General features: G+C 61.0%; 28 protein-coding genes. 25 read left to right on the forward strand and 3 right to left on the reverse strand.

The annotated features are described in order from the left end of the window. Window positions 1–25: 25 nt before the first annotated feature. The 6 genes from ispF (at window position 26) to rpoS (ending at window position 5135) form a co-directional block, all read left to right on the forward strand. Window positions 26–499: a 2-C-methyl-D-erythritol 2,4-cyclodiphosphate synthase gene (ispF, locus tag QBK88_RS10900; protein WP_268149231.1), complete on the forward strand. Its 474-nt coding sequence runs from the start codon at window positions 26–28 to the stop codon at window positions 497–499. Continuing rightward, window positions 496–1554 (forward strand): tRNA pseudouridine(13) synthase TruD, encoded by a 1059-nt coding sequence (truD, locus tag QBK88_RS10905; protein WP_277962041.1) that lies wholly within the window; start codon window positions 496–498, stop codon window positions 1552–1554. The genes ispF and truD overlap by 4 nt, the downstream gene beginning before the upstream one ends. After that, window positions 1542–2291, forward strand: a complete 750-nt coding sequence (surE, locus tag QBK88_RS10910) for a 5'/3'-nucleotidase SurE (protein ID WP_277962042.1) — start codon at window positions 1542–1544, stop codon at window positions 2289–2291. Before truD ends, surE begins: the two co-directional genes overlap by 13 nt. Next, window positions 2291–2965, forward strand: coding sequence for a protein-L-isoaspartate(D-aspartate) O-methyltransferase (locus QBK88_RS10915; RefSeq protein WP_176571774.1), 675 nt, complete (start codon window positions 2291–2293; stop codon window positions 2963–2965). The genes surE and QBK88_RS10915 overlap by 1 nt, the downstream gene beginning before the upstream one ends. A 163-nt stretch (window positions 2966–3128) precedes the next feature. After that, the gene (locus QBK88_RS10920) at window positions 3129–4022 is read left to right on the forward strand and encodes a peptidoglycan DD-metalloendopeptidase family protein (protein WP_268151387.1); all 894 of its coding nucleotides are present in this window, start codon (window positions 3129–3131) and stop codon (window positions 4020–4022) included. A gap of 108 nt (window positions 4023–4130) precedes the next feature. Then, entirely contained in the window at window positions 4131–5135 is a 1005-nt protein-coding gene (gene rpoS / locus QBK88_RS10925) for an RNA polymerase sigma factor RpoS (RefSeq protein WP_277962043.1), read from the forward strand. Between the two features lie 460 nt (window positions 5136–5595). On the opposite strand, the gene fdxA is transcribed toward rpoS, so the two are convergent. Next, complete coding sequence (gene fdxA / locus QBK88_RS10930; protein WP_158153553.1) at window positions 5596–5919, reverse strand: ferredoxin FdxA; 324 nt, start codon at window positions 5917–5919, stop codon at window positions 5596–5598. Between the two features lie 139 nt (window positions 5920–6058). Beyond that, on the reverse strand, window positions 6059–8626 hold the full coding sequence (gene mutS / locus QBK88_RS10935; RefSeq protein WP_277962044.1) for a DNA mismatch repair protein MutS: 2568 nt from the start codon (window positions 8624–8626) through the stop codon (window positions 6059–6061). A gap of 165 nt (window positions 8627–8791) precedes the next feature. Here mutS and QBK88_RS10940 point away from each other — a divergent pair, with 165 nt between their 5' ends. The 19 genes from QBK88_RS10940 to recX all read left to right on the forward strand — a co-directional run bounded on the left by QBK88_RS10940 (window position 8792) and on the right by recX (window position 25373). Next, complete coding sequence (locus QBK88_RS10940) at window positions 8792–9517, forward strand: XRE family transcriptional regulator (protein WP_277962045.1); 726 nt, start codon at window positions 8792–8794, stop codon at window positions 9515–9517. Between the two features lie 452 nt (window positions 9518–9969). Then, window positions 9970–10323, forward strand: a complete 354-nt coding sequence (locus tag QBK88_RS10945) for a phage holin family protein (RefSeq protein ID WP_277962046.1) — start codon at window positions 9970–9972, stop codon at window positions 10321–10323. Then, entirely contained in the window at window positions 10323–10511 is a 189-nt protein-coding gene (locus QBK88_RS10950) for a hypothetical protein (RefSeq protein WP_277962047.1), read from the forward strand. The genes QBK88_RS10945 and QBK88_RS10950 overlap by 1 nt, the downstream gene beginning before the upstream one ends. Before the next feature lie 73 nt (window positions 10512–10584). After that, window positions 10585–11076 carry a phage tail tube protein gene (locus tag QBK88_RS10955; protein WP_277962048.1) on the forward strand — a complete coding sequence of 164 codons (492 nt, stop codon included), beginning with the start codon at window positions 10585–10587 and terminating at the stop codon, window positions 11074–11076. A 61-nt stretch (window positions 11077–11137) separates the two neighbouring features. Beyond that, entirely contained in the window at window positions 11138–11887 is a 750-nt protein-coding gene (locus QBK88_RS10960; RefSeq protein ID WP_277962049.1) for a phage minor tail protein L, read from the forward strand. 2 nt (window positions 11888–11889) lie between these two features. After that, window positions 11890–12693, forward strand: a complete 804-nt coding sequence (locus QBK88_RS10965) for a C40 family peptidase (protein WP_277962050.1) — start codon at window positions 11890–11892, stop codon at window positions 12691–12693. Window positions 12694–12723: 30 nt separating this feature from the next. After that, window positions 12724–13320 carry a tail assembly protein gene (locus tag QBK88_RS10970; RefSeq protein WP_277962051.1) on the forward strand — a complete coding sequence of 199 codons (597 nt, stop codon included), beginning with the start codon at window positions 12724–12726 and terminating at the stop codon, window positions 13318–13320. Window positions 13321–13378: 58 nt separating this feature from the next. Then, the gene (locus QBK88_RS10975) at window positions 13379–16945 is read left to right on the forward strand and encodes a phage tail protein (RefSeq protein WP_277962052.1); all 3567 of its coding nucleotides are present in this window, start codon (window positions 13379–13381) and stop codon (window positions 16943–16945) included. A 331-nt stretch (window positions 16946–17276) separates the two neighbouring features. Continuing rightward, window positions 17277–18029 carry a hypothetical protein gene (locus QBK88_RS10980; protein WP_277962053.1) on the forward strand — a complete coding sequence of 251 codons (753 nt, stop codon included), beginning with the start codon at window positions 17277–17279 and terminating at the stop codon, window positions 18027–18029. A 154-nt stretch (window positions 18030–18183) separates the two neighbouring features. Further along, on the forward strand, window positions 18184–19617 hold the full coding sequence (locus QBK88_RS10985) for a tail fiber domain-containing protein (RefSeq protein ID WP_277962054.1): 1434 nt from the start codon (window positions 18184–18186) through the stop codon (window positions 19615–19617). A gap of 140 nt (window positions 19618–19757) precedes the next feature. Continuing rightward, on the forward strand, window positions 19758–20162 hold the full coding sequence (locus QBK88_RS10990; protein ID WP_277962055.1) for a DUF1353 domain-containing protein: 405 nt from the start codon (window positions 19758–19760) through the stop codon (window positions 20160–20162). A 2-nt stretch (window positions 20163–20164) separates the two neighbouring features. Next, on the forward strand, window positions 20165–20857 hold the full coding sequence (locus tag QBK88_RS10995; RefSeq protein ID WP_277962056.1) for a glycoside hydrolase family 19 protein: 693 nt from the start codon (window positions 20165–20167) through the stop codon (window positions 20855–20857). Beyond that, window positions 20854–21204, forward strand: coding sequence for a phage tail assembly chaperone family protein, TAC (locus tag QBK88_RS11000; RefSeq protein WP_277962057.1), 351 nt, complete (start codon window positions 20854–20856; stop codon window positions 21202–21204). Before QBK88_RS10995 ends, QBK88_RS11000 begins: the two co-directional genes overlap by 4 nt. A gap of 41 nt (window positions 21205–21245) precedes the next feature. Continuing rightward, window positions 21246–21488, forward strand: coding sequence for a hypothetical protein (locus tag QBK88_RS11005; RefSeq protein ID WP_277962058.1), 243 nt, complete (start codon window positions 21246–21248; stop codon window positions 21486–21488). 27 nt (window positions 21489–21515) lie between these two features. Further along, window positions 21516–22832 (forward strand): phage tail tape measure protein, encoded by a 1317-nt coding sequence (locus QBK88_RS11010; protein WP_277962059.1) that lies wholly within the window; start codon window positions 21516–21518, stop codon window positions 22830–22832. Window positions 22833–22856: 24 nt separating this feature from the next. Then, complete coding sequence (locus QBK88_RS11015) at window positions 22857–23195, forward strand: phage tail protein (protein ID WP_277962060.1); 339 nt, start codon at window positions 22857–22859, stop codon at window positions 23193–23195. Window positions 23196–23246: 51 nt separating this feature from the next. Continuing rightward, on the forward strand, window positions 23247–23747 hold the full coding sequence (locus QBK88_RS11020) for a CinA family protein (protein WP_277962061.1): 501 nt from the start codon (window positions 23247–23249) through the stop codon (window positions 23745–23747). 86 nt (window positions 23748–23833) lie between these two features. Then, window positions 23834–24898 carry a recombinase RecA gene (gene recA / locus QBK88_RS11025; protein WP_277962062.1) on the forward strand — a complete coding sequence of 355 codons (1065 nt, stop codon included), beginning with the start codon at window positions 23834–23836 and terminating at the stop codon, window positions 24896–24898. Window positions 24899–24905: 7 nt separating this feature from the next. Then, complete coding sequence (recX, locus tag QBK88_RS11030; RefSeq protein ID WP_268149241.1) at window positions 24906–25373, forward strand: recombination regulator RecX; 468 nt, start codon at window positions 24906–24908, stop codon at window positions 25371–25373. Here recX and QBK88_RS11035 read toward each other — a convergent pair whose 3' ends face one another. Further along, window positions 25374–26507, reverse strand: coding sequence for an LOG family protein (locus QBK88_RS11035; protein WP_277962063.1), 1134 nt, complete (start codon window positions 26505–26507; stop codon window positions 25374–25376). Window positions 26508–26757: the final 250 nt, after the last annotated feature.

Here is a 26757-nt window from a genome sequence, read left to right on the forward strand (position 1 = left end):
TGTCTCATTCAGGGCGTTCCTTTTTATGCGTATTGGCCACGGCTACGATGTGCACCGTTTCGCTGACGGCGATTTCATTACCCTGGGCGGCGTTCGCATCGCTCACACATTCGGCCTGCTCGCCCATTCCGACGGCGACGTGCTGCTGCACGCCTTGAGCGATGCCTTGCTCGGCGCCGCGGCACTGGGTGACATCGGCAAGCACTTCCCCGACACTGATCCGCAGTTCAAGGGGGCTGACAGCCGTGTGCTGTTGCGTCATGTGGTGGGTATCGTCCAGGCCAAGGGTTGGAAGGTCGGCAATGTCGACGCCACCATCGTGGCCCAGGCGCCCAAGATGGCCCCGCACATCGACACCATGCGCAGCCTCATCGCCGAAGACCTTCAGGTCGAACTGGACCAGGTCAACGTCAAGGCCACCACCACCGAAAAGCTGGGTTTCACCGGCCGTGAGGAAGGGATCGCGGTTCACGCCGTGGCCTTGTTGCTCACAGCATGACTGAATTCGAATTGCTGGGCCCCTGCGCCGCCGGGCCTGCACTGGGCCGTGCCGTACTGAAAGCCACCGCCGACGACTTCCAGGTCGACGAGGTGCTGGATATTCCCCTGGCGGGCGAGGGCGAGCACCTCTGGCTGTGGGTGGAAAAACGCAATCTCAACACCGAGGAAGCGGCCCGTCGCCTGGCCAAGGCCGCTGGCGTGCCGCTGCGCACCGTCAGCTATGCCGGGTTGAAGGACCGCCAGGCGCTGACCCGCCAGTGGTTCAGCCTGCACCTGCCGGGCAAGGCCGACCCTGACCTGCGTGCTGCTGAAAACGAAACCCTGAGCATCCTCAAGGTGGCCCGGCACAAGCGCAAGCTGCAGCGCGGCGCTCACTCGGCCAACGGCTTCACCTTGCGCCTGACCGGGCTGCAGGCCGACCGCGAGGCGCTGGACGCCAGGCTGAAGCAGTTGAGCCAGACTGGCGTACCGAATTACTTCGGTACCCAGCGCTTCGGTTTCCAAGGTGGCAACGTCCATGATGCTCGTCAGTGGGCCGAGCGCCAGGCCCTGCCCGAGCAGCGCAATGTGCGCTCGCGGTTGCTGTCCACGGCGCGCAGCTATCTGTTCAATCAGGTGCTGGCGGCAAGGGTGGCCGATGGCACCTGGAACCAGGCCCAGGTCGGCGACCTGCTGGCGTTCACCGACAGCCGCAGCTTCTTCCCGGCCGGTGAGGCCGAGTGCAGCGACCCACGCCTGGCCATTCTCGACCTGCACCCCACCGGCCCGTTGTGGGGCGAAGGTGACTCGCCGGCTGCTGGCGCCATCCATGCATTGGAACAGAATGTCGGTGCAGCTCTGGCGCCGCTTGGTCAATGGCTGGCAAAAGCGGGCATGGCGCACGAACGACGCATCCTGCGGCTGCCCATCGGCGGTTTGACGTGGCATTATCCAGAGCCTGACATTCTGCAATTGGAATTCGTCCTGCCGGCCGGATGCTTCGCCACTGTCGTGGTGCGCGAGCTCGTCGATCTGCTGCCTGCAGGGCACACGGACAGCCCATGCGTATTCTGATTTCTAACGATGACGGGGTCGCCGCCCCCGGCCTGGCCGCGCTTTACGAAGCGCTGGCCGACTATGCCGAATGCACGGTGATCGCCCCGGACCAGGACCGCAGTGGTGCCAGCAGTTCGCTGACGCTGGACCGGCCGCTGCACCCGCAGTGGTTGGCCAACGGCTTCATCAGCGTCAACGGCACCCCTACCGACTGCGTGCACCTGGGGCTCAATGGCTTGCTGGCGGACCCGGCCGATCTGGTCGTGTCCGGTATAAACCTGGGCGCCAACCTGGGGGATGACGTGCTGTACTCGGGCACAGTCGCTGCCGCGCTGGAAGGCCGCTTCCTGGGGCGTACCGCCTTTGCCTTTTCGTTCCTGTCACGCGAGCCCGACAACCTGGCCACGGCGGCCTGGTATGCCCGGCACCTGGTGCAGGCGCACGAGCAGCTCGACCTGCCGCCGCGCACCGTGCTGAACGTGAATATTCCCAACCTGCCGTTGGACCGCATTCGTGGCATTCAGCTGACCCGCCTGGGCCACCGTGCTCGCGCGGCAGCGCCGGTGCGGGTGGTCGACCCCCGCGGGCGCGAGGGCTATTGGATCGCCGCGGCGGGCGATGCCGAAGACGGCGGCCCCGGCACCGATTTCCATGCGGTCATGCAGGGGTATGTATCGGTCACGCCATTGCAGCTGGACCGTACTTTCAGCCCGGCTTTCGCCAGCCTCGAAGGCTGGTTGGAGGAACTGCGCTGATGCGTGAACAAGACGACCTGACCCGGCGCGGCATCGGCTTCACCTCCCAGCGCACCCGTGAGCGGCTGATCCAGCGCCTGTACGAGGAAGGGGTGAGCAACACCCGCGTGCTGGACGTGATCCGCCGTACTCCCCGTCATCTGTTCGTCGACGAGGCCCTGGCGCACCGTGCCTACGAAGACACGGCGTTGCCCATCGGCCATAACCAGACCATCTCGCAGCCCTACATGGTGGCGCGCATGAGCGAGCTGTTGCTGGAAGCCGGGCCATTGGACAAGGTGCTGGAGATCGGCACCGGCTCGGGCTACCAGACTGCCGTGCTGTCGCAACTGGTTGAACGCGTATTTTCGGTGGAGCGTATCAAGGTGCTGCAGGACCGGGCCAAGGAACGCCTGGTGGAGCTCAACCTGCGCAACGTGGTGTTCCGCTGGGGGGATGGCTGGGAAGGCTGGCCGGCGCTGGCGCCCTACAACGGCATCATCGTCACCGCGGTGGCCACCGACGTGCCCCAGGCCCTGCTCGACCAACTGGCGCCGGGGGGGCGCCTGGTGATTCCGGTGGGCGCCGGTGAAGTCCAGCAGTTGATGCTGATCGTGCGCGAGGAGCATGGCTTCTCTCGGCATGTACTGGGGGCGGTGCGCTTCGTGCCGCTGCTCAATGGCCCCTTGGCCTGAGCGCTTTTCTCGCGCTGGGTGAATTCTTCCGCAGGGTGTGTGTCTGACAGCGCAGCCTTTACAGGTTGTAACGCGAATGGGTCAGTAAAGTCCGAGTGGATGGTTATAATTGCGACACAACAGTCTATTTTTCTATCAGCCACCATTTTCAAGGGAGCGGCGGGTGAGTCCCACAGTCAATCGGCAGCATGCAGGACTATCGAGCTACAAGCTTCTGGTGATTGGCCTCGCCCTTGCAACCACGTTGGCCGGTTGTTCCAGCAGCCCTTCGGGTGGCGTACGGGTGGTGGACCGCAGCAATGGCGGTTCGGCCAGCGCACCCGCGGCGCCGGAGCGCCAGCCGGTCACCACGGGCCAATACCGGGTCAAGCGCGGCGATACCCTGTTCTCCATCGCCTTTCGTTACGGCTGGGACTACAAGGCCTTGGCGGCGCGCAACAGCATCCCCGAGCCCTATACCATTCATCCGGGTCAGACCATTCGCTTCGGTGATGGGCGTGCGCCAACTGTAGTGGCTTCCACTACAAAAACTGAAACCTCCACTTCGCCCGGCGGCTCCTTCACGGTCACTCGTCGGCCCATCATCTTCACCCCGGTGCCGGGCGACAAGAACCAGAAAGCGCCGGCGCAGAGCGCTCCAGCCACAGTTCCCGAGCCTGTGCCCGTGCCCGCTGGCGAGAAGATCGCCGGGGGTTGGACATGGCCAGCCAATGGTGTCCTGATTGGAAAATTTGCTTCAAACGGTAGTTTGAATAAAGGCGTTGATATCGCCGGGGAATTGGGACAGCCTGTTTTTGCTGCGTCTGATGGTTCAGTGGTGTACGCCGGGAGTGGCTTGCGGGGCTACGGCGAGTTGATCATCATCAAGCACAGCGATACCTACGTCAGTGCCTACGGTCACAACCGCAGGCTCTTGGTTCGGGAGGGGCAGCAGGTCAAGGCCGGGCAGACAATTGCCGAGATGGGTTCGACGGGTACCGACCGGGTGAAGCTTCATTTTGAAATTCGCCGCCAGGGCAAACCTGTAGACCCGCTGCAATTCCTGCCGCGCCGCTGACGTGTTGCCAAGCCTGTTCCGTGATGTAGCGGGGACAGGCTTCAGCGCTGCCAAGGATATGCGCGGCGCTAGAGCTTGAGGTCGAACTCAACAAAGGGACTATAAAAAATGGCTCTCAACAAAGAAGCGCCGGAGTTTGACATCGACGATGAGGTGCTCCTTATGGAAACCGGCATCGTCCTGGACGCGGAGGCGGATGAAGAACCGGCGGTTCCCTCTGTTCGTGCCAAGGCCAAACAATCCACAACGCTCAAGCAACACAAGTACATCGATTACACCCGTGCGCTGGATGCCACGCAGCTGTATTTGAATGAAATCGGCTTTTCCCCCCTGCTGTCTCCGGAAGAAGAAGTGCATTTTGCGCGGTTGTCGCAAAAAGGCGATCCGGCTGGCCGCAAGCGCATGATCGAAAGCAACCTGCGCCTGGTGGTGAAAATCGCTCGTCGCTACGTGAACCGTGGGCTGTCCCTGCTCGACCTGATCGAGGAAGGCAACCTGGGCCTGATTCGCGCCGTGGAGAAATTCGACCCCGAGCGCGGCTTCCGTTTTTCCACCTACGCCACGTGGTGGATTCGCCAGACCATCGAACGCGCCATCATGAACCAGACCCGGACCATCCGGCTGCCGATTCATGTCGTGAAGGAACTCAATGTCTACTTGAGGGCGGCGCGTGAACTGACCCAGAAGCTCGACCATGAACCGTCACCGGAGGAAATCGCCAGCTTGCTGGAGAAACCGGTGGGCGAGGTCAAGCGCATGCTGGGGCTCAACGAGCGAGTCAGTTCGGTGGACGTGTCCCTTGGGCCGGATTCGGACAAGACCCTGTTGGACACCCTCACGGATGACCGTCCTACCGATCCCTGTGAACTGCTCCAGGATGACGACCTGTCCCAGAGCATCGACCAATGGCTGTCGGAACTCACCGACAAGCAGCGCGAAGTGGTGGTACGTCGCTTCGGCCTGCGGGGCCATGAAAGCAGTACCCTTGAAGACGTAGGTCTGGAAATTGGCCTGACCCGGGAGCGGGTACGGCAGATCCAGGTCGAGGGCCTGAAAAGGCTGCGCGAGATCCTCGAGAAGAACGGCCTGTCCAGCGAGTCACTGTTTCAGTAACCGCCTGGCCACGCAGACGCCCCGACTGGTTCGGGGCGTTTTCATTTGTGCTGCTGGCGCGCGTGTGCGTGATCGCGTACAGGTTCTGTAAGCGATTGTGGGGCGTTGCTGTCAATGGTTCTCCGACGTTGCCCGTATCTTGTTGTTTTCCCAGCGTAATCTCGGATATTTCCGCCAAGTAACGACTTTTTCTGAAAAGTTTGCCGACTTGAACCGCACGCTCATTCCATTAATATCGAACCCGTGCCAAGGATTCGGCACAGGCTTTCAAGGACGAAGGCCAGGACATCGCAAGAAGCGATTCATCAGGACGATGACAGGGAATACAAGGAACAGGGACAAAAAGGCGGGGCGGGTTAAACCGCCCCTTTTTTTGCCTGGAATTCGATCAGGGCTTTCTGCTGACGAGCAACCACAAAAAAGGCCCCACGAGGGGGCCTTTCAACAGCCTGCAAACGCCTCAGCGTTCCAGATGCTCGATCTTGCCGGTCTTGCCGTCCCACTCCGCCGCGTCCGGCAGTGGGTCCTTGCGCTCGGTGACGTTTGGCCAGACTTCTGCCAGCTCGGCGTTCAGCTCGATGAAGTTCTCCATCCCTGCAGGGATCTCGTCTTCAGAGAAGATCGCGACGGCAGGGCATTCAGGCTCGCAAAGCGCGCAATCGATGCACTCATCCGGGTGAATAACCAGGAAGTTCGGGCCTTCGTAAAAGCAGTCCACCGGACAGACTTCTACGCAGTCGGTGTACTTGCACTTGATGCAGTTGTCGGTGACGACGAAGGTCATTTCAAAATATCTCCTCAAGGCGGCAGCGAAGCCCCTTTGCAAGGGCCGCTCGGTTTGGGCTGGTCAGCCGGCGGACCAGGCTAAGAGCCCGTGGCATTCCCAAACCGCGCGGGATTCTATCAGCTTGCACGCTGCTGCGTTAGATCCGTGTCTTAAGTGTATAGAGTAATTCAATTGCTTGACGTGGCGTCAGGCCATCAACGTCGGTCTTGCTGAGTTGTTCCAGCACCGGGTGCGGCAAGCTGGCGAACAGATCGCTCTGGTGCGGTACCTGGGGTTGGCCCGGGGCGCTGGCGAGAGGTTCGTGTGGCAGGCTCGCTGTTTCCAGGCGGCCCAGGTGTTCTTTGGCGCGGGCGATGACCGCGTTCGGCACGCCGGCCAGCTGCGCCACGGCCAGGCCATAGCTCTGGCTGGCAGGCCCTGGCAGCACGTGGTGCAGGAACACGATACGTTCCTTGTGTTCGGTGGCGCTCAAGTGCACGTTGGCGACCAGTGGTTCGCTTTCCGGCAGTACCGTCAATTCGAAATAGTGGGTGGCAAACAGCGTGTAGGCGCGCAGTTGCGCCAGGCGCTCGGCCGCGGCCCAGGCCAGCGACAGGCCGTCGAAGGTGCTGGTGCCACGGCCCACTTCGTCCATCAGCACCAGGCTCTTGTCCGTGGCGTTGTGCAGGATGTTGGCAGTTTCGCTCATTTCCACCATGAAGGTCGAGCGCCCGCCGGCCAGGTCGTCGCTGGAGCCGATCCGGGTAAAGATGCGGTCCACCGGTGACAGCTCGCAACTGGCGGCCGGCACGAAGCTGCCGATATGGGCCATCAGCACGATCAGTGCGGTCTGGCGCATGTAGGTGGATTTACCGCCCATGTTCGGGCCGGTGATCACCAGCATGCGCGTGTTGTTGTCCAGGTCCAGGTCGTTGGCGACAAACGGTGTGGTCAGTACCTGCTCGACCACCGGGTGGCGACCCTGGTTGATGCGCATGCAGGGTTCGTCGACGAACACCGGGCAATTGAGGTCCAGGGTGAGTGCGCGCTCGGCCAGGTTGCTCAGCACGTCCAGCTCGGCCAGCGCCGCGGCGGTGTCCTGCAGGGGCGGCAGGTGGCCGATCAGGTTTTCCAGCAGCGCGTCATACAGCATCTTTTCCCGGGCAAGGGCGCGACTCTTCGCCGACAGGGCCTTGTCTTCGAACGCCTTGAGTTCCGGGGTAATGAAGCGCTCGGCGCCCTTGAGGGTCTGGCGACGGATGTAGTCGGCGGGTGCCTGCTCGGCCTGCTTGCTTGGCAGTTCGATGAAATAGCCGTGCACACGGTTGTAGCCGACCTTCAGGTTGGCCAGGCCGGTGCGCGCCTTCTCCCGTGCTTCCAGGTCGATAAGGAACTGGCCGGCGTTCTCGCTCAGGGCCAGCAACTCGTCCAGCTCGCTGTCATAGCCGGTCTTGAGCACGCCGCCGTCGCGGATCACCGCTGGCGGGTTGTCGATGATGGCCTTGCTCAGCAGGTCGGCCAGTTCCGGGTAGGTGCCGGCGATGGTGGCCAGCAACGCCAGGTGCGGCGCTTCCAGGTCGGACATGGCCACTTGCAGGTCCGGCAGTGCCGCCAGGGCGTCGCGCAGGCGCGCCAGGTCGCGTGGGCGGGCGTTGCGCAGGCCGATACGGGCGAGGATGCGCTCGATGTCGCCGATTTCCTTGAGCTGCGGCTGCAGGCTTTCGAAGCGGTAGCCTTCCAGCAGGCAGCGAATCGAGCTTTGGCGTGCCTGCAGAACCTTCAGGTCTCGCAGCGGGCGGTTCAGCCAGCGGGTCAGCAGGCGGCTGCCCATGGCGGTCTGGCAGCGGTCGATCACCGATTGCAGAGTGTTGTCCCGGCCGCCGGCCAGGTTCACGTCCAGTTCCAGGTTGCGGCGGCTGGCGCCGTCCAGCACCACGGTGTCATCCAGGCGCTCATGGCGCAGGCTGCGCAGGTGGGGCAGGGCGGTGCGCTGGGTTTCCTTGGCATAGCCCAGCAGGCAACCGGCGGCACCGATGGCCAGGGTCAGGTTCTCGCAGCCAAAACCCTTGAGGTCCTGGGTCGAGAACTGCTGGCACAGGCTCTTGTGCGCGCTGTCGCGCTCGAAGTCCCACGGTGCGCGACGACGCGAGCCGCGGCGCTTCTCGGCGGGCAGGCCCTGAGGCCAGTCATCGGGGATCAGCAGCTCCACCGGGTTGATGCGTTCCAGCTCCGCCAGCAGGTTCTCCCAGCCCTTGATCTCCAGCACGCTGAAGTTGCCGCTGGTGATGTCCAGTACCGCCAGGCCGAACAGGCGCTCATCACCCAGTACCGCGGCGATCAGGTTGTCGCGGCGCTCGTCCAGCAGCGCCTCGTCGCTCACCGTGCCTGGGGTGATGATGCGCACCACCTGGCGTTCCACTGGTCCCTTGCTGGTGGCCGGGTCGCCGACCTGTTCGCAGATCACCACCGACTCGCCCAGCTTCACCAGCTTGGCCAGGTAGCCCTCGGCGGCGTGGTAGGGAATACCGCACATGGGAATCGACTGCCCCGCCGACTGGCCGCGAGCGGTCAGGGTGATATCCAGCAACTTGGCCGCTTTCTTCGCGTCTTCGTAGAAGATCTCGTAGAAATCGCCCATGCGGTAGAACATCAACTGATCTGGGTGCTGGTTCTTCAGCTTCCAGTACTGCTGCATCATGGGGGTGTGGCTGGAAAGATCACTCATGCAGAAACTTGGCTCGCGGTGGCGGGTGTGTCAAAAGGCAAGCGGCGAATACTACAGGGATTTTTTCGGCGGTGCCGCCCCCGAATGGGCTGAAACGGCCTTATAGATAAGAAAAATGCACTGAAGCATTTGCAAAGCGCGTTGTTGCCGAGCAATATGCACGCCATGCAAACACGCAACGTAGCCCACGTCCTCAAAGAACTGCTCGCGCGCGACGGCCTCTCCGCCACGGAGTTGCACCGCCGCACCGGCGTGCCCCAGTCCACCCTGTCGCGCATTCTGAGCGGCAAGATCGTCGACCCCGCCGACAAGCACATCGCCAAGCTGGCCGAGTATTTTCGGGTCAGTACCGATCAGCTGCGTGGCCGCGCGAGCCTCGCTGCCCAAGCGGCCACCACCGGCCATGCCGAATTGCGTGACATCAGCCTGTGGGACGACGACACGCCGATCGAGGACGACGAAGTGTCCATCCCCTTTTTGCGTGAGGTCGAGTTGGCTGCTGGATCAGGAAGATTCGTCATCGAGGAAAGCGAGAAAGCCAGCCTGCGTTTCGGCAAGCGCAGCCTGCGCCACAACGGCGTGCAATTCGATCAGGCCAAATGCGTGACGGTGCGGGGCAACAGCATGCTGCCCGTGTTGCGCGACGGCGCCACCGTAGGGGTGAATGCGGGCAAGTGCGGCATCGGCGATATCGTCGACGGTGACCTCTACGCCATCAACCACAATGGCCAGTTGCGGGTGAAGCAGCTATATCGCCTGCCTTCGGGTATCCGCCTTCGCAGCTTCAACCGCGAGGAACACCCCGATGAGGACTACACCTTCGCGCAGATGCAGGAAGAGCAAATCACCATCCTGGGCCATGTGTTCTGGTGGGGCATGTACGCCCGCTAGCCCTTGTCGCCCCAGTAGCCCGCCTTGAGCGGGCTTTTTCATGCGTGCGCGTTGGGTGCAACTCATTGATTAAGAACGAGATATGCTTTTAGGCATAAAAATTCGCGAAAATAAATGCATCAATGCATTGACTGTATATGCATCCATGCATAATCTTTGTCTCAAGCCGGTCGACACCGGTAGCGACAAAGGCAGCGATGGATCGGCCTGAACGGTCCAGAGGGTTGGCAACTGACCCGGGTGTGCAGCGTAAAGCACCAAGAGCAGTTATCTGGCGGACAGGGTCGCGGCCAGAGGAACAATTTGAAGCGGATCGACGCCGCGCCAGCAGCGCCTCGTCGATCGCGGTACGCATTACTGAAGGGCCTGGGCGACCGGGCCCTTTGGAATGCCACCCGGCTCGGTTTTTTTTCTAACGCAGGGCGTCCTGCATGGAAGGGGAGGACAAATGCATGACAACAGAGCAACAGACGTTGATCGACATGCCGATCTGGCTGGTCATCATACTGGCCTTGCTGGGCGGCGTTTCCGGTGAAATGTGGCGCGCGGACAAGGAGGGGGCCACTGGCTGGCCGTTGTTACGGCGTCTGGTGCTGCGCTCAGGGGCCTGCATGATCTGCGGGGTCTCCAGCACCATGTTGCTGTATGCCTTCGGCCTGTCCATATGGTCGGCCAGTGCCCTGGGTTGCCTGACGGCCATGGCGGGCGCCGATGTCGCCATCGGGCTTTACGAACGCTGGGCGGCGCGACGGCTGGGGTTGAACGAAGCCGCCGCGCCGCGCCGGCAGAAAACCGGAGAAAAATGATGAACGAAGACGAACTGGCGGCGTTGAACAACCTGGTCGCCGCGCTGCAAGCCCAGACCACCGCCCAGACGGCCCTGAGCCAATCCATTCAGCAACTGGCCCAGAGCAATCATGAGTGGGCGCAGTACCTCAGAAGCCGTGACCCGGCCACCAGCGACACTTACCTGGACGGCGCGCCGGCCCCCTAGGCCTGCGCAGCTGCCTGCTACACCCCCGACACCCGCATCTGCGGGTTTTTTATTGTTTCAAGGAGAGTAAACGATGTCGATGTTGACCCAAGGAACGCAAATCTTCGCCCTGGTACCCCCTGCCAGCGGCACCGGCGCCTACACCGTGCTGGAAGTGGACCACGCTACCTCGTTCGACCCGGGCGGCGCGCCAGCCGAGCAGATCGAAGACACCAGCCTGGATGCCACCCAGCGCAGCTACAAGAAAGGCCTGCGTACCCCCGGTACCGCCAGCCTGGGCCTGAACGCCGACCCTGCCAATGCCAGCCACATCCGCTTGCATCAGCTGTCCGAGGCCGACGGCGACACCACCATCAAATGGGCTGTGGGTTGGTCAGATGGCAAGGGCATTGCGCCAACGCTGAACACTGCCGGTGACGATTTCGATTTGCCCGCCACCCGCACCTGGTTCACCTTCGATGGCTATGTGTCCGACTTTCCATTCAACTTTGCTCTTAACGCGGTCGTCACCACCACCGTGACCATCCAGCGCACAGGCGGCTCCGCCTGGGTCAAGAAGGCCTGAGGCGCCTTTTGAGCATGGGGCGGTCAGGCGACCGCTCCTTTCCAGGCAAGGGAGTTGGCTGATGAAGATGATCACGGATATCCAGCAGCTGGAGCCGGGCAGTGAAATCATCCTGTTCGAGATCGACGGCAGTGACTACGGCGCTGACGTCTTGCGCTTCCACGGTCACGCCATCGCCCATACGGCGGCAGAGCTTGCTGCCGCAGGCGTGGATGTCGACCAGATGCCGGCAAAATCAATCTGGTGGCAAGGCAACGAATACGCTGCGTGGCCGGTGCAGGTCGACGGCATCGGGGCCAACAGCGACGGCACGGCCATGCGGCCGAAATTCAGCGCGGGCAACGTCAATGGGCGCATCACGGCCCTGTGCCTGGCCTTCGAGGACTTGCTCGAATTCAAGATGACCCTGCACCACACCCTGGGGCGCTACCTGGATGCGCAGAATTTCCCCCAGGGCAACAGCGACGCGGACCCGACCCAGGAGGCTATCGAGATCTGGTACATCGACCAGAAAACCAACGAGGATGGCGAGTCTGTCAGTTGGGAACTGGCGAGCCCCGGGGACGTGGGCAATGAATCCATCGGGCGGCAGATGACCACCCTGTGCCACTGGTGCATGACCGGTGGCTACCGGGGGGCGGATTGCGGCTACACCGGGGCGAACCGTGACAAGGACGGTAACCTGACCGACGACCCTGAGCTCGACGTGTGCGACGCCACGCTGGCGCGGGGCTGCGAACCACGTTTCGGTGTGGGCAACGAGCTGCCGTTCGGGGGTTACCCGGCCGTGTCGCTGATCGCCAGGGGCTGAGCATGCGCGAGTCCACCCTGGCCGATATTCGCCGGCATGCCGCCGCGCAGTACCCGCGCGAGTGCTGTGGCCTGGTCATTCTCAGCCACGGGCAAGAGCACTACGTGCCCTGCGCCAACATCGCCACCGCGCCCAATGAACAGTTTCACCTGGACCCGGCGCACTACGCCGCGGCGGAAGCCCGAGGCGAGGTGGTGGCCATTGTCCACTCCCACCCGGACGCCACCAGTCGGCCTTCCAGTCATGACCTGGCGATGTGCGAAGCCACCGCGCTGCCTTGGCACATCCTGTCGTGGCCAGAGGGTGACCTGCGCACCGTGATGCCCAGCGGCGATACACCGTTGCTCGGTCGTCCGTTCGTGCATGGTGCATGGGACTGCTGGCAGACCTGCGCCGACTGGTATCAACGTGAGTGGGGACTGGAGTTTCCACACTTCAAGCGTGATGACGGCTGGTGGGAAAACCCGCAAGGCCCCAGCCTTTACGAGGAGGCTTACGAGGCCAACGGTTTCGTGCGCGTCGACAGCCCCCGGCGGGGTGACTTGATCGTCATGGCCGTGGGGCGCACGGCGCATCCGAATCATGCGGGTATTTTTCTGGGGGCTGACGGCGAATTGCCTGGCGAGGCGTCGCAAGTCGAGGGGGCGGGGCCGTTCTTGCTTCACCACCTTTATGGGCGACCTTCGCAGATCATTGTATTTGGTGGGCCCTGGTTGCCGCGGGTGAGGTTGGTGTTGCGCCACCGAGCGCGTGGAAATGTAGCCGCCTCGATTGATGCTGAAAAAATGTGCGAGGGCCTATGGTGAACGTAGGTCAATTCCCCTCAAGGAGTGAACATGGCTGAGATGAGTATCCACTATTGCCCTCTTACCACTATCAAGCTTTCCGGCAGCCTGGCGAGGAAGTTCGGGCGTACCCACACCAGGCTGGTGGAGTCTGGAACCACGTGGGAAGTGTTGAAGGCTCTGCGCCTCACACTGGCCGGGTTTGACCAGGAAATCAGACGCCTGGGCCGGTTGGGCATGACGTTCGCCGTTTTCCGTAATCGGGAAAACATCAGTGATCAGGCATTTTCGCGTGGCGGAACTCGCGAGGTCCGGATTGTGCCGGTGCTCCGAGGGAGCAAGCGCGGCGGGCTTCTTCAGACTGTCATAGGGGCGGTCATATTCGTCGCTTCCTACTATATCCCTGCCATGCAGGGGTGGGGGCAAACGGTAGGGCTTTCGATGATGGCGGGGGGCGTCGTACAAATGCTCAGTCCGCAAGCTACCGGCCTCAAGCAAAGCGCCGGTCCCGAGAACCTGCCGTCGTATGCCTTCGGGAGTGCCAGGAACACCACCGCCAGCGGAAACCCGGTACCTATTTGCATCGGCGAGCGCCGCTGGGGCGGCGCCATCGTCTCGGCGGCGATCTACGCCGAAGAAAAAACCTGAGTCACGCGCTGGAACGCAGGCCGCCAACGAGGCGGTTTTTTTTCGCCTGGAGAAAACCATGGGCACAGCACAGAACACCCAGATCAGCGGCGCCAAGGGGGGCAGCGGTAGCGTCAAGACGCCAGTCGAGGCATCCGACAGCCTGCGCTCCACCAATCTGGCCAAAATCCTGATCGCGGTCGGGGAGGGCGAGTTCGAAGGAACGCCTACCGACGCTGATATCTACCTGGACAACACGCCGCTTCTAGATGCCAGCGGCAACGTCAACTTTCCTAACGTGAAGTGGGAGTGGCGCCATGGCACCGTGGATCAACCCTATATTCCGGGTATCCCGGCAGTGGAAAACGAGACCACGGTCAACGTCGAACTGCACAGCGAAACACCTTGGGTACGCTCGATCAGCAACACCCAATTGTCGGCGGTGCGGGTGCGGCTTGCCTGGCCAGCCCTGCAGAAGCAAGACGACGAAGGTAATGTTGGCGGCTATCGCATCGAGTATGCGGTCGATATCGCCACGGACGGCGGTGCTTATCAAACCGTGCTGGATGAAGCGGTCGACGGCAAGACGACCACGCGCTATGAGCGCTCGCGCCGCATCGACCTGCCGCCCGCCACCAGTGGCTGGCAAATTCGCGTGCGGCGTCTGACCGCCAACCAGAACACCAACAAGATCGCCGACAGCATGCTGGTGGAGGGCTACACCGAGGTCATTGACGCGAAACTGCGTTATCCCAACACCGCCCTGCTGTACATGGAATTCGACGCTGAGCAGTTCAGCAGCATTCCGGCGGTGACTGTGCGTTGCAAGGCACGGAAATGGCCGGTGCCGACCAACTACGACCCTATCGCCCGCACCTATTCCGGTGTGTGGGATGGCACCTTCAAGCAAGCCTGGACGAACAATCCGGCCTGGGTCACTTTTGGTATCTGCACCGAAGACCGTTTCGGCCTGGGCAAGCGCATCAAGTCGTGGATGGTCGATAAGTGGGAGCTTTTCCGTATCGCCCAGTATTGTGACCAGAGCGTGCCTGACGGCGCCGGTGGTAGCGAGCCGCGCTTTCTCTGCGACATGAACCTGCAGGGCAAGGCTGACGCGTGGTCGTTGCTGCGTGATATTTCCGGCATCTATCGCGGCATGACCTACTGGGCTCAGGGCCAGTTGATCATGCAGGCCGATATGCCTCGCGCCCAGGACTACGACTACGTCTTCACCCGTGCGAACGTCATCGACGGTAGCTTCTCGTACGGCAGTGCTTCGGCCAAGACTCGCTATACCCGTGCCCTGGTGAGCTACGACAACCCGGACAACAACTACGACACCGACGTCATCGCCTATTCCGACCTGGACCTGCAGCGCCGCTTCGGCGACAAGCCCACGGAAATCAGCGCTATCGGCTGCACCCGCGCCTCCGAGGCCCAGCGCCGCGGCAAATGGGTGGTGATGAGCAACAATCAGGACCGCACGGTAAGCTTCACCACTGGCATGGAAGGCCAGATTCCCTTGCCGGGCCATATCATTCCCATCGGCGACTCACTGCTGGCGGGCCGTGAAGTCGCCGGCCGTATCACTGCGGCCAATGATCGGCTCATTACCCTGGACCGCGACACCCAGGCCAAGGCCGGTGACCGGTTGATCATCAACCTGCCTGGCGGTCAGGCCGAGGGCCGAACTGTACAGGCTGTCAACGGCCGCGCCTTGACCGTCACCACCGCCTACAGCGAACCACCGGCGGCGCAACTGCAATGGGCGCTGGATGCTGACGACTTGGCGATCCCACTGTACCGCGTGCTGAAAGTCGCCCGCACTGCCGAAGGTAACTTCGACATCAGCGCGCTTCAGTACCAGCCCGACAAGTACGCGCACATCGACACCGGGGCGCGCTTGGAAGAAAAACCCATCAGTGTGATCCCCATCAGCGTTGTTCCGGCGCCGAGCGATATCAGCCTGACCTCGACCACTGCCATTGCCCAGGGCCTGGCGGTTACCACCTTGACCATCAGCTGGCCGGCCGTATCGGGCGCGGTCGGCTACGACGTGGAATGGCGCAAGGACAGCGGCAACTGGATCAAGGTCCAGCGTACCGGTGCCAACAGCGTGGACGTGGTGGGCATCTACGCGGGTAGTTATGTGGCGCGGGTGCGGGCGGTCAGTGCGTTCGATGTCTCGTCAGTGTGGACAACCTCGGTGTTGACCGCACTCAAAGGCAAGGAGGGGTTGCCGCCGGCCGTGACTTCGCTAGTAACCACCAGCCTGCTATTTGGCATTGGTATCAGATGGACATTTCCGGCAGGCGCCGAGGATACCCAGCGTACCGAACTCTGGTATGGGCCGACTCCCGACCTGAATGCGGCGACGAAGCTCTCGGACCTTGCCTTTCCACAAAACGACTACAGCCTGCAAAGCCTCAAGGCAGGCGCACAGTTCTTCTTCTGGGCGCGGCTGGTGGATCGCACGGGCAACATGGGCCCGTGGTACCCGCAGGGCAACGGTGTGGTCGGGCAGGCCAGCGCCGAAGCAGCGCCGATCCTGGAACTGATTGCGGGGCAGATTGGCGATACTGAGCTGGGGCAGGGATTGCGCGATGAGATCGGCAGGATACCGGGCTTGCAGGATCAGCTGAATGCCTTGGATAACATCCTGGCCTATTCGGCAGATAAGACCTACGTTGTGGGTGATACCGTGCAATGGGGGCAGCGCCTCTATCAGGCGACTCAGGCGGTGCCGCGAAACACTTCGCCACCTGATGCCGCCTACTGGGTGGACATCGGTCAAGTAGTAAAAACAGTCGATGGGTTGGCACAGCAGGTTACCGTCAACACGGCGGACATCAGTGATCTCGACGGCGTCATCACTTCCCATGCCACTGAGCTCCAGGCGTTGCGGGCGGCTACCAGAGTCGATGGCGATGATGGAAGCCTGGCTGACGCCCTGAATGGCTGGAAAGCCACCGCCACTATTGCCCAGGAAACCAAGGTCCGAACCTCGGAAAACGAGGCCTTTGCACAGCGGCTGACAACCCTTGACGCTCGGCTGGGCGACAACTCGGCCAATATTTCCGAATTGGAGCAAGTAGTTGCGGACAACCAGTCGGCCACTGCCTCCCAGCTCGGCAGCTTGGCTGCCTCCATTGGCAATAATGCGTCGAAGATTGAGCAGACGAGTACTGCCTATGCCGACACCGCGGGCAAATTATCGACAATGTGGTCGGTGAAGATGCAGGTCAATGCCAATGGCCAATACGTGGCAGCGGGCTTCGGTCTGGGCATTGAAAACACCGGCACAGAGTTGAAGGGCCAGTTCATTGTCAGTGCTGATCGGTTTGCAGTGGTGAACTCGATGGCGGGCGGGGTTCCTTTTGTGCCGTTTGCGGTGCAGAACGGGCAGGTATTTATGAACTCGGCGTTTATTCAGGATGGCAGTATCACTAATGCCAAAATTGGAGAAAGTCTTCAATCTGAGGCGGTTAATTCTCAAGGCGTTCCAGTATGGAGGCTTGGCAAGTCCGGTGTTTTTGAAATGAACGGCGACGGCGCCGGGTTTAGACGGGAAATGCGCGCCAATTATGATCGATATTGGGATCAGGCCACCGGCTTCCTAGTAATTGAGATAGGGGAACTGATATGAGTTATGGTTTGCGCTTGCGGGACCCCCAAACTGGGGCAGTTAGATTGGATTCCTCGGACTACACTGTCAGCGTTATAGAGATGACAAAAATTGTAATTAAGGGCCCCGGATCAATCGATAGACCTGGTTTGACGGCAGCTGCGAATGGTGCTTTTCTCCTGCCTGCGATTCAGTTTGCTACCAAATTGTATGGTGACAAAGCATTTTATCCTGAAGGTGATAAGTCGGATTTTACCTCTAGTATTTGGCCATTTCAGCCTAGGATATATATTGATAAAGGGCGGGTAAGTTGGGATTCCGAGGCTGGTACTGATTGGAAGGTGAGTGACTGGTGGTTGTTGATCGTGAGGTATTTATGAGTTTCGGGATTAGAATTAGAGGGAATCAAGGCCAGCTGCAGGTATCTGATCAGCAACCCGTATACATGGTTGTCGACCAGGGCCTGTTTGGTCCGGAGAACTGGTTCTATAGTCCTGGTATGGGTTGGCGTGGCCGACATTATGTGCAGTTTACAACCGCGGTCACAACGCAGGAGCCCCCCCTGATTTTCATAAAATTCGATAGCGGTTTCAATACCATGATGGAAATATGCACGCCTGTCGGTAAACCAGGGGCATGGGACGGATTTGCAATGGTACTGGGGTGGATGTCGGAAAATGGGAATTATGTACAGGCGTATGCCCGATCTGGGGCTTGGTTTATCGCGTCGTGCAAAGTACAGCCTAGCAATCAGAAGGTTGGGATTCGCATCCGTGAAGCCGCTACCGGCTCTGTTATTTATGATAGTGGGTACCCTCTGGTAAGGTTTGCGCAGCAGACTGCTCAGTTTTCAGCGGTCGGGCGCGAGAATCACTATTGGTTGCGGTATTCCATAGGGTGGCCTGAAGGGGCATATGTCCTTGCGAATATGATGACCGGTCTATTGCGTTATAAAAAGATTCAAAATACATTATTTACCACCACGGTTCAGGTAGGCGTTAGAAGCGGCTTTGCTGGTGCATTAATGCTTTGGGTCTATGATAGGTTTGATGTCGACTATCAAGATTACATGTGGACCGCGCTTTTTGCGTACCCAGGCAAATAGCGATTATCATATTTTTTGATGGTGAGTAATCGGTTTCGTAAGTGGGCTCGTCAGGTGTTTTCTGTTTTCTGTTTTTCGTTTGATTTGTACGTTTCGCTTGTAGATGTAGTCGCTCAGTCCGCAGTCAGTCGGCGCTATCACATTTGGAGAATATATGCCCTGGTACAGAACAGGTACAGTTGCGTGCACCCAAAATTCTACCGCAATCACCGGCACCGGTACGGCCTTCGCCGCCAATAGCCGGGTAGGCGATGCATTACTGGGCCCCGATGGAAAATGGTACGAAATTACCAATGTCACGAGTGACACGGTTCTGTCGATCCTGCCAGCGTATCAGGGAGCCACCGCTGGTGCAGGCAGCTACGCAGTGGCGCCCATGCAGGGTTATGTGAAGGCCTCGGCCGATCAGTTGCGGTCGATCGTGAGCACTTTCGGCGACAAGCTGGCGGCTCTGGGTACCACGGGGAACTACGAGACGTTGCCAACGGTAAAGGGAGGGACTGGCCGAAGTGATGGACGAGCAGTCTTTTCCGAGATTTCCGTCCAAGCGCCTGCTGCGCTTTTTAGTACTCAGGGACTTTACCTCGGGTGGAATGGTGAAGCTGGGTATGGCGGTGCAGGGAATTTCATCTGCAATAGAGGGGGAGGCTCTGGTGGCTTCACTTGGCGTAGCGTCAACGCAGACAATACTGCAGGCGGACCAATCATGGCCTACGGTTACGACGGCACCCTCTCAGTACCGCTCGCGGTGTCTGTTCCCAAAATCGTTGGGTTGACAACCGCAATTTCCGTCAGCCAGGGCGGCACAGGCGCTACCGATGCAGCGACAGGCTTATACAACCTAGGCGGCCAACCGAAGACAGCCAGTTTAACTGCATTGTCATTTGACACATTTGCAGCAAACCAAGTGCCCTATTTCGCTAGTGCTAGTACTACTGCGCTGATGACCGTCTCGCCGTTTATGCGCACAGTTTTGGACGATACAAACGCAGCGATAGCATGTGACACACTTGGCCTCTCAGCTGGAACTTATATTCCAAAGTTTGCTTCGTCGAAAGGTGCAACGACTGTCAATACCACCATTGGTAGCGGGCAAGGCCTCTACTTTGGGTGGAATGAAAGCTCTGGCGGAGGAGAGGCAAACTTTACCTGCAATAAAGGCGGCGGTGGTGGTGGATTCACGTGGCGCAGCATTAATACTGATAACAGTGCCACCGGTCCCACAATGAGCTACAGCTATGCTGGGAGTCTGACTGTCCCAGGCACTGTCACTCAGGGTTCTGATCGTCGACTAAAGAAGAATGATGTAGAAATCTTGGATGGTCTGGAGAAGATCCTAGCCGTTCGCCCTGTCGAATTTGATCGGCGTGCCACGCTTGACGACGAAGAGTACCCCTTCCATGAGTCAGGAGTAATTGCGCAGGAGTTGAACGAAGTGCTACCCATCTTGGTGACGCAGCCAAGTGACGAGATCGGTGGCGATGTGTGGCGGGTAAATTACACCGGGCTCATCCCTTATCTCATCTCCGCCATCAAGGAGCTCAAGGCTGAGCTCGATAAACTCAAATCTACGAGCACTACACCTTAGTGGCTCCCAATTCATGGCTCGCTGCGGCCAACCCAGCTGTAACCCCGGCCCTTTCACGTACCTGAAGACGAACCCAGGGCGTAGAACCGCACGATCGCCCAGTGCTGGATGTAAAACCTGCAAGAGCCCCCGTCAAGACTATGAGCCAATTCCTCACCACGCTGAAAACCGAACAACTGGGTAAATGGCAACACCGCCTCCTCGCCGATCTCATCCTGGACGATGACCTGGTGGGCCTGATCACGGTGCCCCGTGGCTTCCTCACGGACTTCGCCACCCTCGACCCGCTGCACAACCCCATCCTGTTCCCCGGCTTCGCACTGGTCAGTGGCTACGGCAACTACGCCGCCACCGTGCATGACTGGCTGTACAGCACCGGCCAGTTCAGCCGCAAGGTCAGCGACGGTGTGTTCTACCGTGCCCTGCGCGCCGAGGGTGTCGCGCAGTGGCGTGCCGGGTTGTTCTGGGCGGGGGTGCGTGCAGGCGGCGCGGCGCATTACGCCAACGCGGCCAATGGCCCCTCATCACCCGTTTCGAGAGGTTGACCATGCTGTTGAACGAGCAGCAATTGCTGCAGATATTGCCCGACGCCCGCCCTGTAGCGGGCATTTTTTTGCCTGCGTTGAACCAGGCGATGCAGCGTTACCGCGTTGATTCGTGCGTGCGCATCGCCGCGTTCCTGGCGCAGGTCGGTTATGAGTCGGGGAGCTTTCGCCGGCTGGCGGAGAACCTGAGCTACAGCGCGCAGCGTATACGCCAGCTCGGTGAAGCATCGGCCCCAGGGTCGCGTTGGCGCTCGTTGGTGCCGATGGCGGATCAGCTGGCACATAACCCTCAGGCGTTGGCTGAAGCGGCCTACGGTGGGCGGCTGGGTAACGACGTGGCCGGCGACGGCTATCGCTACCGCGGACGCGGCTTGATCCAGCTGACCGGCAAGGGCCGTTATCGCCTGGCCGGTCAGGCCCTGGGCCAGGACCTGGTGGCCGCGCCGCAGTGGCTGGAAACACCCGAGGGCGCGGCGTTGTCGGCCGCGTGGTTCTGGGCCGACAACGGCCTGAATGAATTGGCCGATGCCGGGCGTTTCTCGCAAATCACTCGACGCATCAATGGCGGGCTCAACGGTGCGCAGGAACGCCTGTTGTTGCGCGACCGCGCGGCCACCGTGCTGGCCCAGGCCACGCTGGCCCGGGCGGCCGTACTGCCCATTGCTTCCCATACAACCATGGAGTCTTACGCATGAACCTATCGCAACTCAAAGCCAATGGCGGCTTCATCGACACCCAGCAGGTGCGCAAGGAACTGAACTGGACCCACCCCGATCCGCACTCCGGCGAGCCGGTCACTGATGTGCTGGTGGTGCAGGTGCGGCGCCAGTCGTTCGGTGTCATCGAGCGGCTGTTCGTGGCGGGGGAGGGGGAGCAGAGCCGAAATGCACGCTTCATCGCCGCGTCGGTAAGTCTCGGGGAAGACGGTGAAGAAGAGCTTTCCTACGAGGATGCCTACAGCCTGGACCCGGGTTTGGGTTTTCTGATCCTCAACGCCGTGAACGAAGTCAACGGCACCGGGGGTAGCCCCGCAAAGCGCTGACGGCCGCCGACGAGTTCTGGCACGAACTGGTACTGAACGGTGTGGGCGGCCGCACCATTGCAGAGGCCAAGGAGCGGCTCAGTTATCAGGAAGCGCTGGCCTGGGAGCAATACCTGGTGCGCTATGGCTCGTTGCACCCCGGGCGTCGGCTGGAGGCCAGCAGCGCGACGGTGGCATTGCAGGTTCATCGGCTGGGCGGTGGCAGCGCCGAGCTTGCCGATTTCATGCCACACGAATTGCGCCAAGGGGTATCGCTGGAGCGAGCCATGGAGCAGTGGTACTGAACATTAATGATTCAAGGGAGTGCGACGATGGCGACTCAGGGAACGTTGACGGTGGACATCAGTGGGCTGGATCAGGCGTTTGCCTCGGTCACCCAGCTGTTGAACGACCGTATCAGCAAGATGCAGAAAAGTTTCGAGGCAGCGGGTTCGGCGGTAGGGTTGTCGTTCAGTGACGCAGCGAAAACTGCCTCGCGGCAGGCGGCAGGGTCCGTGGCGCAATTCAGCGATGCGTTCGAGCCGGCTAGCGACAGCCTTGGTGAGTTGATCAAGAACAACACGCGGTTAGGGCAGATGCTCAAGGACAGTGCCCGGCAGATGCCGGACTATTCCAAGGCATCGCTGCCGGTACCGACGCCAACCAGCATTCTGGCCATGTCCGGTAGCGTGGAAGCGGCGCAGGTGGGGATGGGCGGGCGGCAGGCGACGTTGGCCAAGTCGCTGGGGGCCAATGATGTGTCTTTTGCGACCGACCGCATGAAGCTGTCAGAGGACTTCAAGCAAAAAGGAGGAGACACGAATCCCGATTATCAGGTGAAATTGGCGAGCCTCACCGATGCGCATGCGCAGATGGCCACGCAGATTCAAGCCAACTACGATGAGATGACCAAATCATTGGGTGACTGGACCAACGGTGCCTCTGCGGCCTGGGGCGATTACCTGGACTCCGCGGGTAATGTTGCGGGTAAAACCAAGACCCTGTTCACCTCCGCGTTCAGCGACATGGACGACGCCGTCTACAACTTCGCCATGACCGGCAAGTTCTCGTTCTCCGACTTCGCCAAGTCGGTGATTACCGATATGGCGAAGATCGCTGCCAAGACCGCGACGTCGAGTGCATTGAGTTCGTTGCTGGGAATTGCCGGTAGCGCAGTGATGTCGCTCTTCGGCAGCGGGACGCCGGCCGCAGGCGTGACGACCGCAAGCGTCGGCAGTTCGACCCTGTCCTTCAACCCTCAACTGGACACATCGGCGCTGGGCTCTTACAGCGGTACAGCATTCGCCAACGGTGGTGCCTTCACCAACTCCGTCGCCACCAGCCCCACGGTAGCCCCCATGGCCCTGTTCGGCGAAGCCGGCCCGGAGGCCATCATGCCGCTGAGCCGCGGCCCCGATGGCTCCCTGGGGGTCATGGCCGCCGGTACCGGCCAGGGCACCAGCAGCAACCAGGTAGTGATCCAGCAGACCATCAACGTGGGCGATAGCCAGGGCACCGCGACCAGTGGCGTCAAGAGCCAGGACCTGGCCAACGCCTATGCCGGCGCCGCGCGTCAGGGTGCGTCCGAACAGATCGCCCGCGACCTGCAACCCGGTGGCCGGATCTGGTCCGCCATCAATGGCCGCTGATACCCCTTTCTTCAAGGACATCTCATGAGCATGGAAACCTTTACCTGGGTACCGAAGGTCGAACCGGTCGGTACCGTCGATTTCCGCCTGCGCACCGCGCAGTTCGGTGATGGCTATCAGCAGCAGGTGGCTGATGGCCTCAACAACAAAAGCCAGTCGTGGCCGCTGACGTTCGTCGGGGACGAGGGTGTGATCAAGGCGATCGCCACGTTTCTCGACCGTCATGGTGGTGCGCGCTCGTTCCAGTGGGCGCCGCCTCTGGGCGAATTGGGCCTGTACCGTTGCAAAAGCTACCAGCCGACCCCTCGCGGCGCAGGGCTGTACAGCCTCACCGCCACGTTCGAGCAAGGTTTCGCACCCTGAAGCACCTGGTGTACGGTAGCGGCTATTCCCCCGTTGCCATGGAGCGCCCCGATGGACCCGATCACTCAACTGTCGCAGTCGCTGGGTGAAGGCCTCAAGGGCCTGCACCAGCAGGTCACCACCGCCGAGTCCTGCACCGGCGGTGGTATTGGTGAGGCGATCACCCGCATCGCGGGCAGCTCCGCCTGGTTCGAAGCCGGTTACATCACCTATTCCAACGCGCAGAAAACCGCGCAGCTGGGGGTGGCGCCGGAACTGTTCGCCCGTGTCGGCGCGGTGAGCTGCGAGGTGGTCGAGGCCATGGCGCTGGGCGCGGCCGAGCGCAGTGGGGCGCGTTTCGCGGTGGCCGTCAGTGGCATCGCCGGGCCGGACGGCGGCACGCCCGGCAAGCCGGTGGGCACCGTGTGGCTCGCCTGGGCCGACGGCCGCCAGGTGGTTTCCCAGCGCCAGCAGTTCACCGGGGACCGTGACGAGGTCCGCCGACAAACGGTAAAGGCCGCGCTAGAGGGGCTGATACGTCTTGTAGCAGGAGAAATCTCAATACAGGGGTAGGCGTGCAACGTTCCCTGTGGAATAATACTGGCTACTTATACAGTTATTCGGCCATCAGGCCTAATTGATTTCTAGAGAGGACTTTAATGGACGACAACAAGAAGAAAGCCTTGGCTGCGGCCTTGGGTCAGATCGAACGTCAATTCGGCAAGGGTGCCGTGATGCGTATGGGTGACCACGACCGCCAGGCTATTCCTGCTATCTCCACCGGCTCCCTGGGCCTGGACATCGCGTTGGGCATCGGCGGTCTGCCGAAAGGCCGTATCGTCGAGATCTACGGCCCGGAATCGTCGGGTAAGACGACCCTGACCCTGTCGGTGATCGCCCAGGCCCAGAAGATGGGCGCCACCTGTGCGTTCGTCGACGCCGAGCACGCCCTGGACCCTGAGTACGCCGGCAAGCTGGGCGTGAACGTCGACGACCTGCTGGTCTCCCAGCCGGACACCGGCGAACAGGCCCTGGAAATCACCGACATGCTGGTGCGTTCCAACGCCGTCGACGTGATCATCGTCGACTCCGTGGCGGCTCTGGTACCGAAGGCCGAGATCGAAGGCGAAATGGGTGACATGCACGTGGGCCTGCAGGCTCGCCTGATGTCCCAGGCGCTGCGCAAGATCACCGGTAACATCAAGAACGCCAACTGCCTGGTCATCTTCATCAACCAGATCCGCATGAAGATCGGCGTCATGTTCGGCAGCCCGGAAACCACCACGGGTGGTAACGCGCTGAAGTTCTACGCTTCGGTCCGTCTGGACATCCGCCGTACCGGCGCGGTGAAGGAAGGCGACGAAGTGGTCGGCAGCGAAACTCGCGTCAAGATCGTCAAGAACAAGGTGGCGCCACCTTTCCGTCAGGCTGAATTCCAGATTCTCTACGGCAAGGGTATCTACCTCAACGGCGAGATCATCGACCTGGGTGTTGCCCACGGTCTGTTGGAGAAAGCCGGTGCCTGGTACAGCTACCAAGGTAGCAAGATCGGTCAGGGCAAGGCCAACTCGGCCAAGTTCCTGGCGGACAACCCGGAAATCGGTGCGGCTCTCGAGAAGCAGATCCGTGACAAGCTGCTGACTGGCGGTGTCGATGCCAAGAAAGCCGCTGTCGTTGAAGCCGATGCCGAAGACGAAGTGGTAGACGCAGACGTCGATTTCTAAGTACGTCATGTCCGTCATACTGGATACACCCGTCGCTGTGCGACGGAGCGCCATGGACCTGCTCGCGCGACGCGAGCACGGTCGGGTCGAGCTGACGCGCAAGCTGCGTCAGCGCGGCGCCACCCCCGAAATGATCGACCAGGAACTCGACCGTCTGACGGAAGAAGGCCTGCTGTCCGAATCCCGCTACCTCGAAAGCTTCATCAATTACCGTGCCCGCTCCGGGTATGGCCCTGTGCGCATCCGCGAGGAGCTGGGCCAACGTGGCCTGCAACGCGCGGACATCGAGCAGGCATTGCGTGAAAGCGCTTTCGACTGGCCTGCGCAGTTGGCGGACGTCTGGCGGCGCAAGTTTGCCGGCCAATTGCCAACCGACCCACGCAGCCGTGCCCAGCAGACTCGCTTCCTGAGCTACAGAGGCTATCCACTGGACATGATCGGCCGCCTGCTGAGTGGCCGAAGCTTCGACGACTGATCAGGTCGCCTTCATGGGTTTCCGTGGTCGTGTGCTGGCATTGGCCAACACACCGGTCGCGGGGGCTGCGGCCCAGTTTTCAGGCTGGTTCAGGTAGTCAACCAATTCACGCAAACGGCCGTTGTCACGCCCATTGAAGGTAAAGGCCAGGCGAGTGAGGTGGCTGAACTGCGGCTCCTCATGGGTTTCGCCGTCGTACGCATGCTGGTGAAAGGTGTCGCTCAGGCACAGATCTGCGAATTGCTGCCGCACCCCGATCAGCGCGTCTTCGCTCAGCGCATGTTTCAGTCGCACCACGAACAGGTTCTTGAGCCAGCGGCTGGAATGGAAGTTGGCGTAGAACCGGTTGATCTCGTCCACGGCTTCTTCAGCGCTGTATACCAGGCGCATCAGTTTCAGGTCCGTGGGCAGGATGTAGTGGTTGTCGCGCAATTGTTTGCCGATGAAGTCCAGGCAGTCCTGCCAGAAACGGCCGCCGGGTGCGTCCAGCAGCACCACTGGCACCAGCGGGCTCTTGCCGGTTTGAATCAGGGTCAGCACTTCCAATGCCTCGTCCAGGGTGCCGAAGCCGCCCGGGCAGAGCACCAACGCGTCGGCCTCCTTGACGAAAAACAGTTTGCGAATGAAGAAGAAGTGGAACGGCAACAACTGGTCGCTGCCCTCCATGGTGGCGTTGGCGTGCTGCTCGAAGGGCAGGGTGATATTGAAGCCCAGGCTGTGAGCCAGGCCTGCCCCCTCGTGGGCGGCCGCCATGATGCCGCCACCCGCACCGGTGATCACCATGAGGTCCGAGCGTGACAGGGCGGCGCCCAGTTCGCGGGCCAGCGCATACAACGGGTGTTCCAGTGGCGTTCGCGCTGAACCGAACACGGTTACCTTGCGCCGGCCCTTGAATTGTTCCAGCACGCGAAAGGCGTGTTCCAGTTCGCGCAGTGCTTGCAGGGTGATCTTGGCATTCCAGCGGTTGCGGTCGTCCTGGGCCATGCGCAGTACGGTCAGCATCATGTCACGGTAGAGCGCCAGGTTGGGGCTGTTGGGGGCGATGAGGCTCAGTTGGGTTTCGACTTGCCGGGTAAGGTCCAGGCCATTGCTGCTGAAGTGGGTGGACAGGAAGTCATTGGGTTCGTAAGGCATTCAAACGTCTCCTTCTGCATATGAGCCTTTGGCCGGTACCGAGCGAAATCGGTTGGCCGCGACACTGCTTGTGTCGCTGGCTGTCCAGGCTAATGGCCGGACATTGCAGTAAGCCCGCGAGGGGCGGTCGAGGCAGTGGTCGTCGAGCGTGACGCCGGCTGGGGTGGCCTCTTCGAGCCCAGCGGCGCAGGGGTATGGGTGTAACTCTAGACCCTGCCGGTGGTGTGTGCGTTGGCTCGATCATGGGCCC

It is taken from the genome of Pseudomonas sp. RIT-To-2 (assembly GCF_029623465.1).
Classification (GTDB): domain Bacteria; phylum Pseudomonadota; class Gammaproteobacteria; order Pseudomonadales; family Pseudomonadaceae; genus Aquipseudomonas; species Aquipseudomonas silvicola.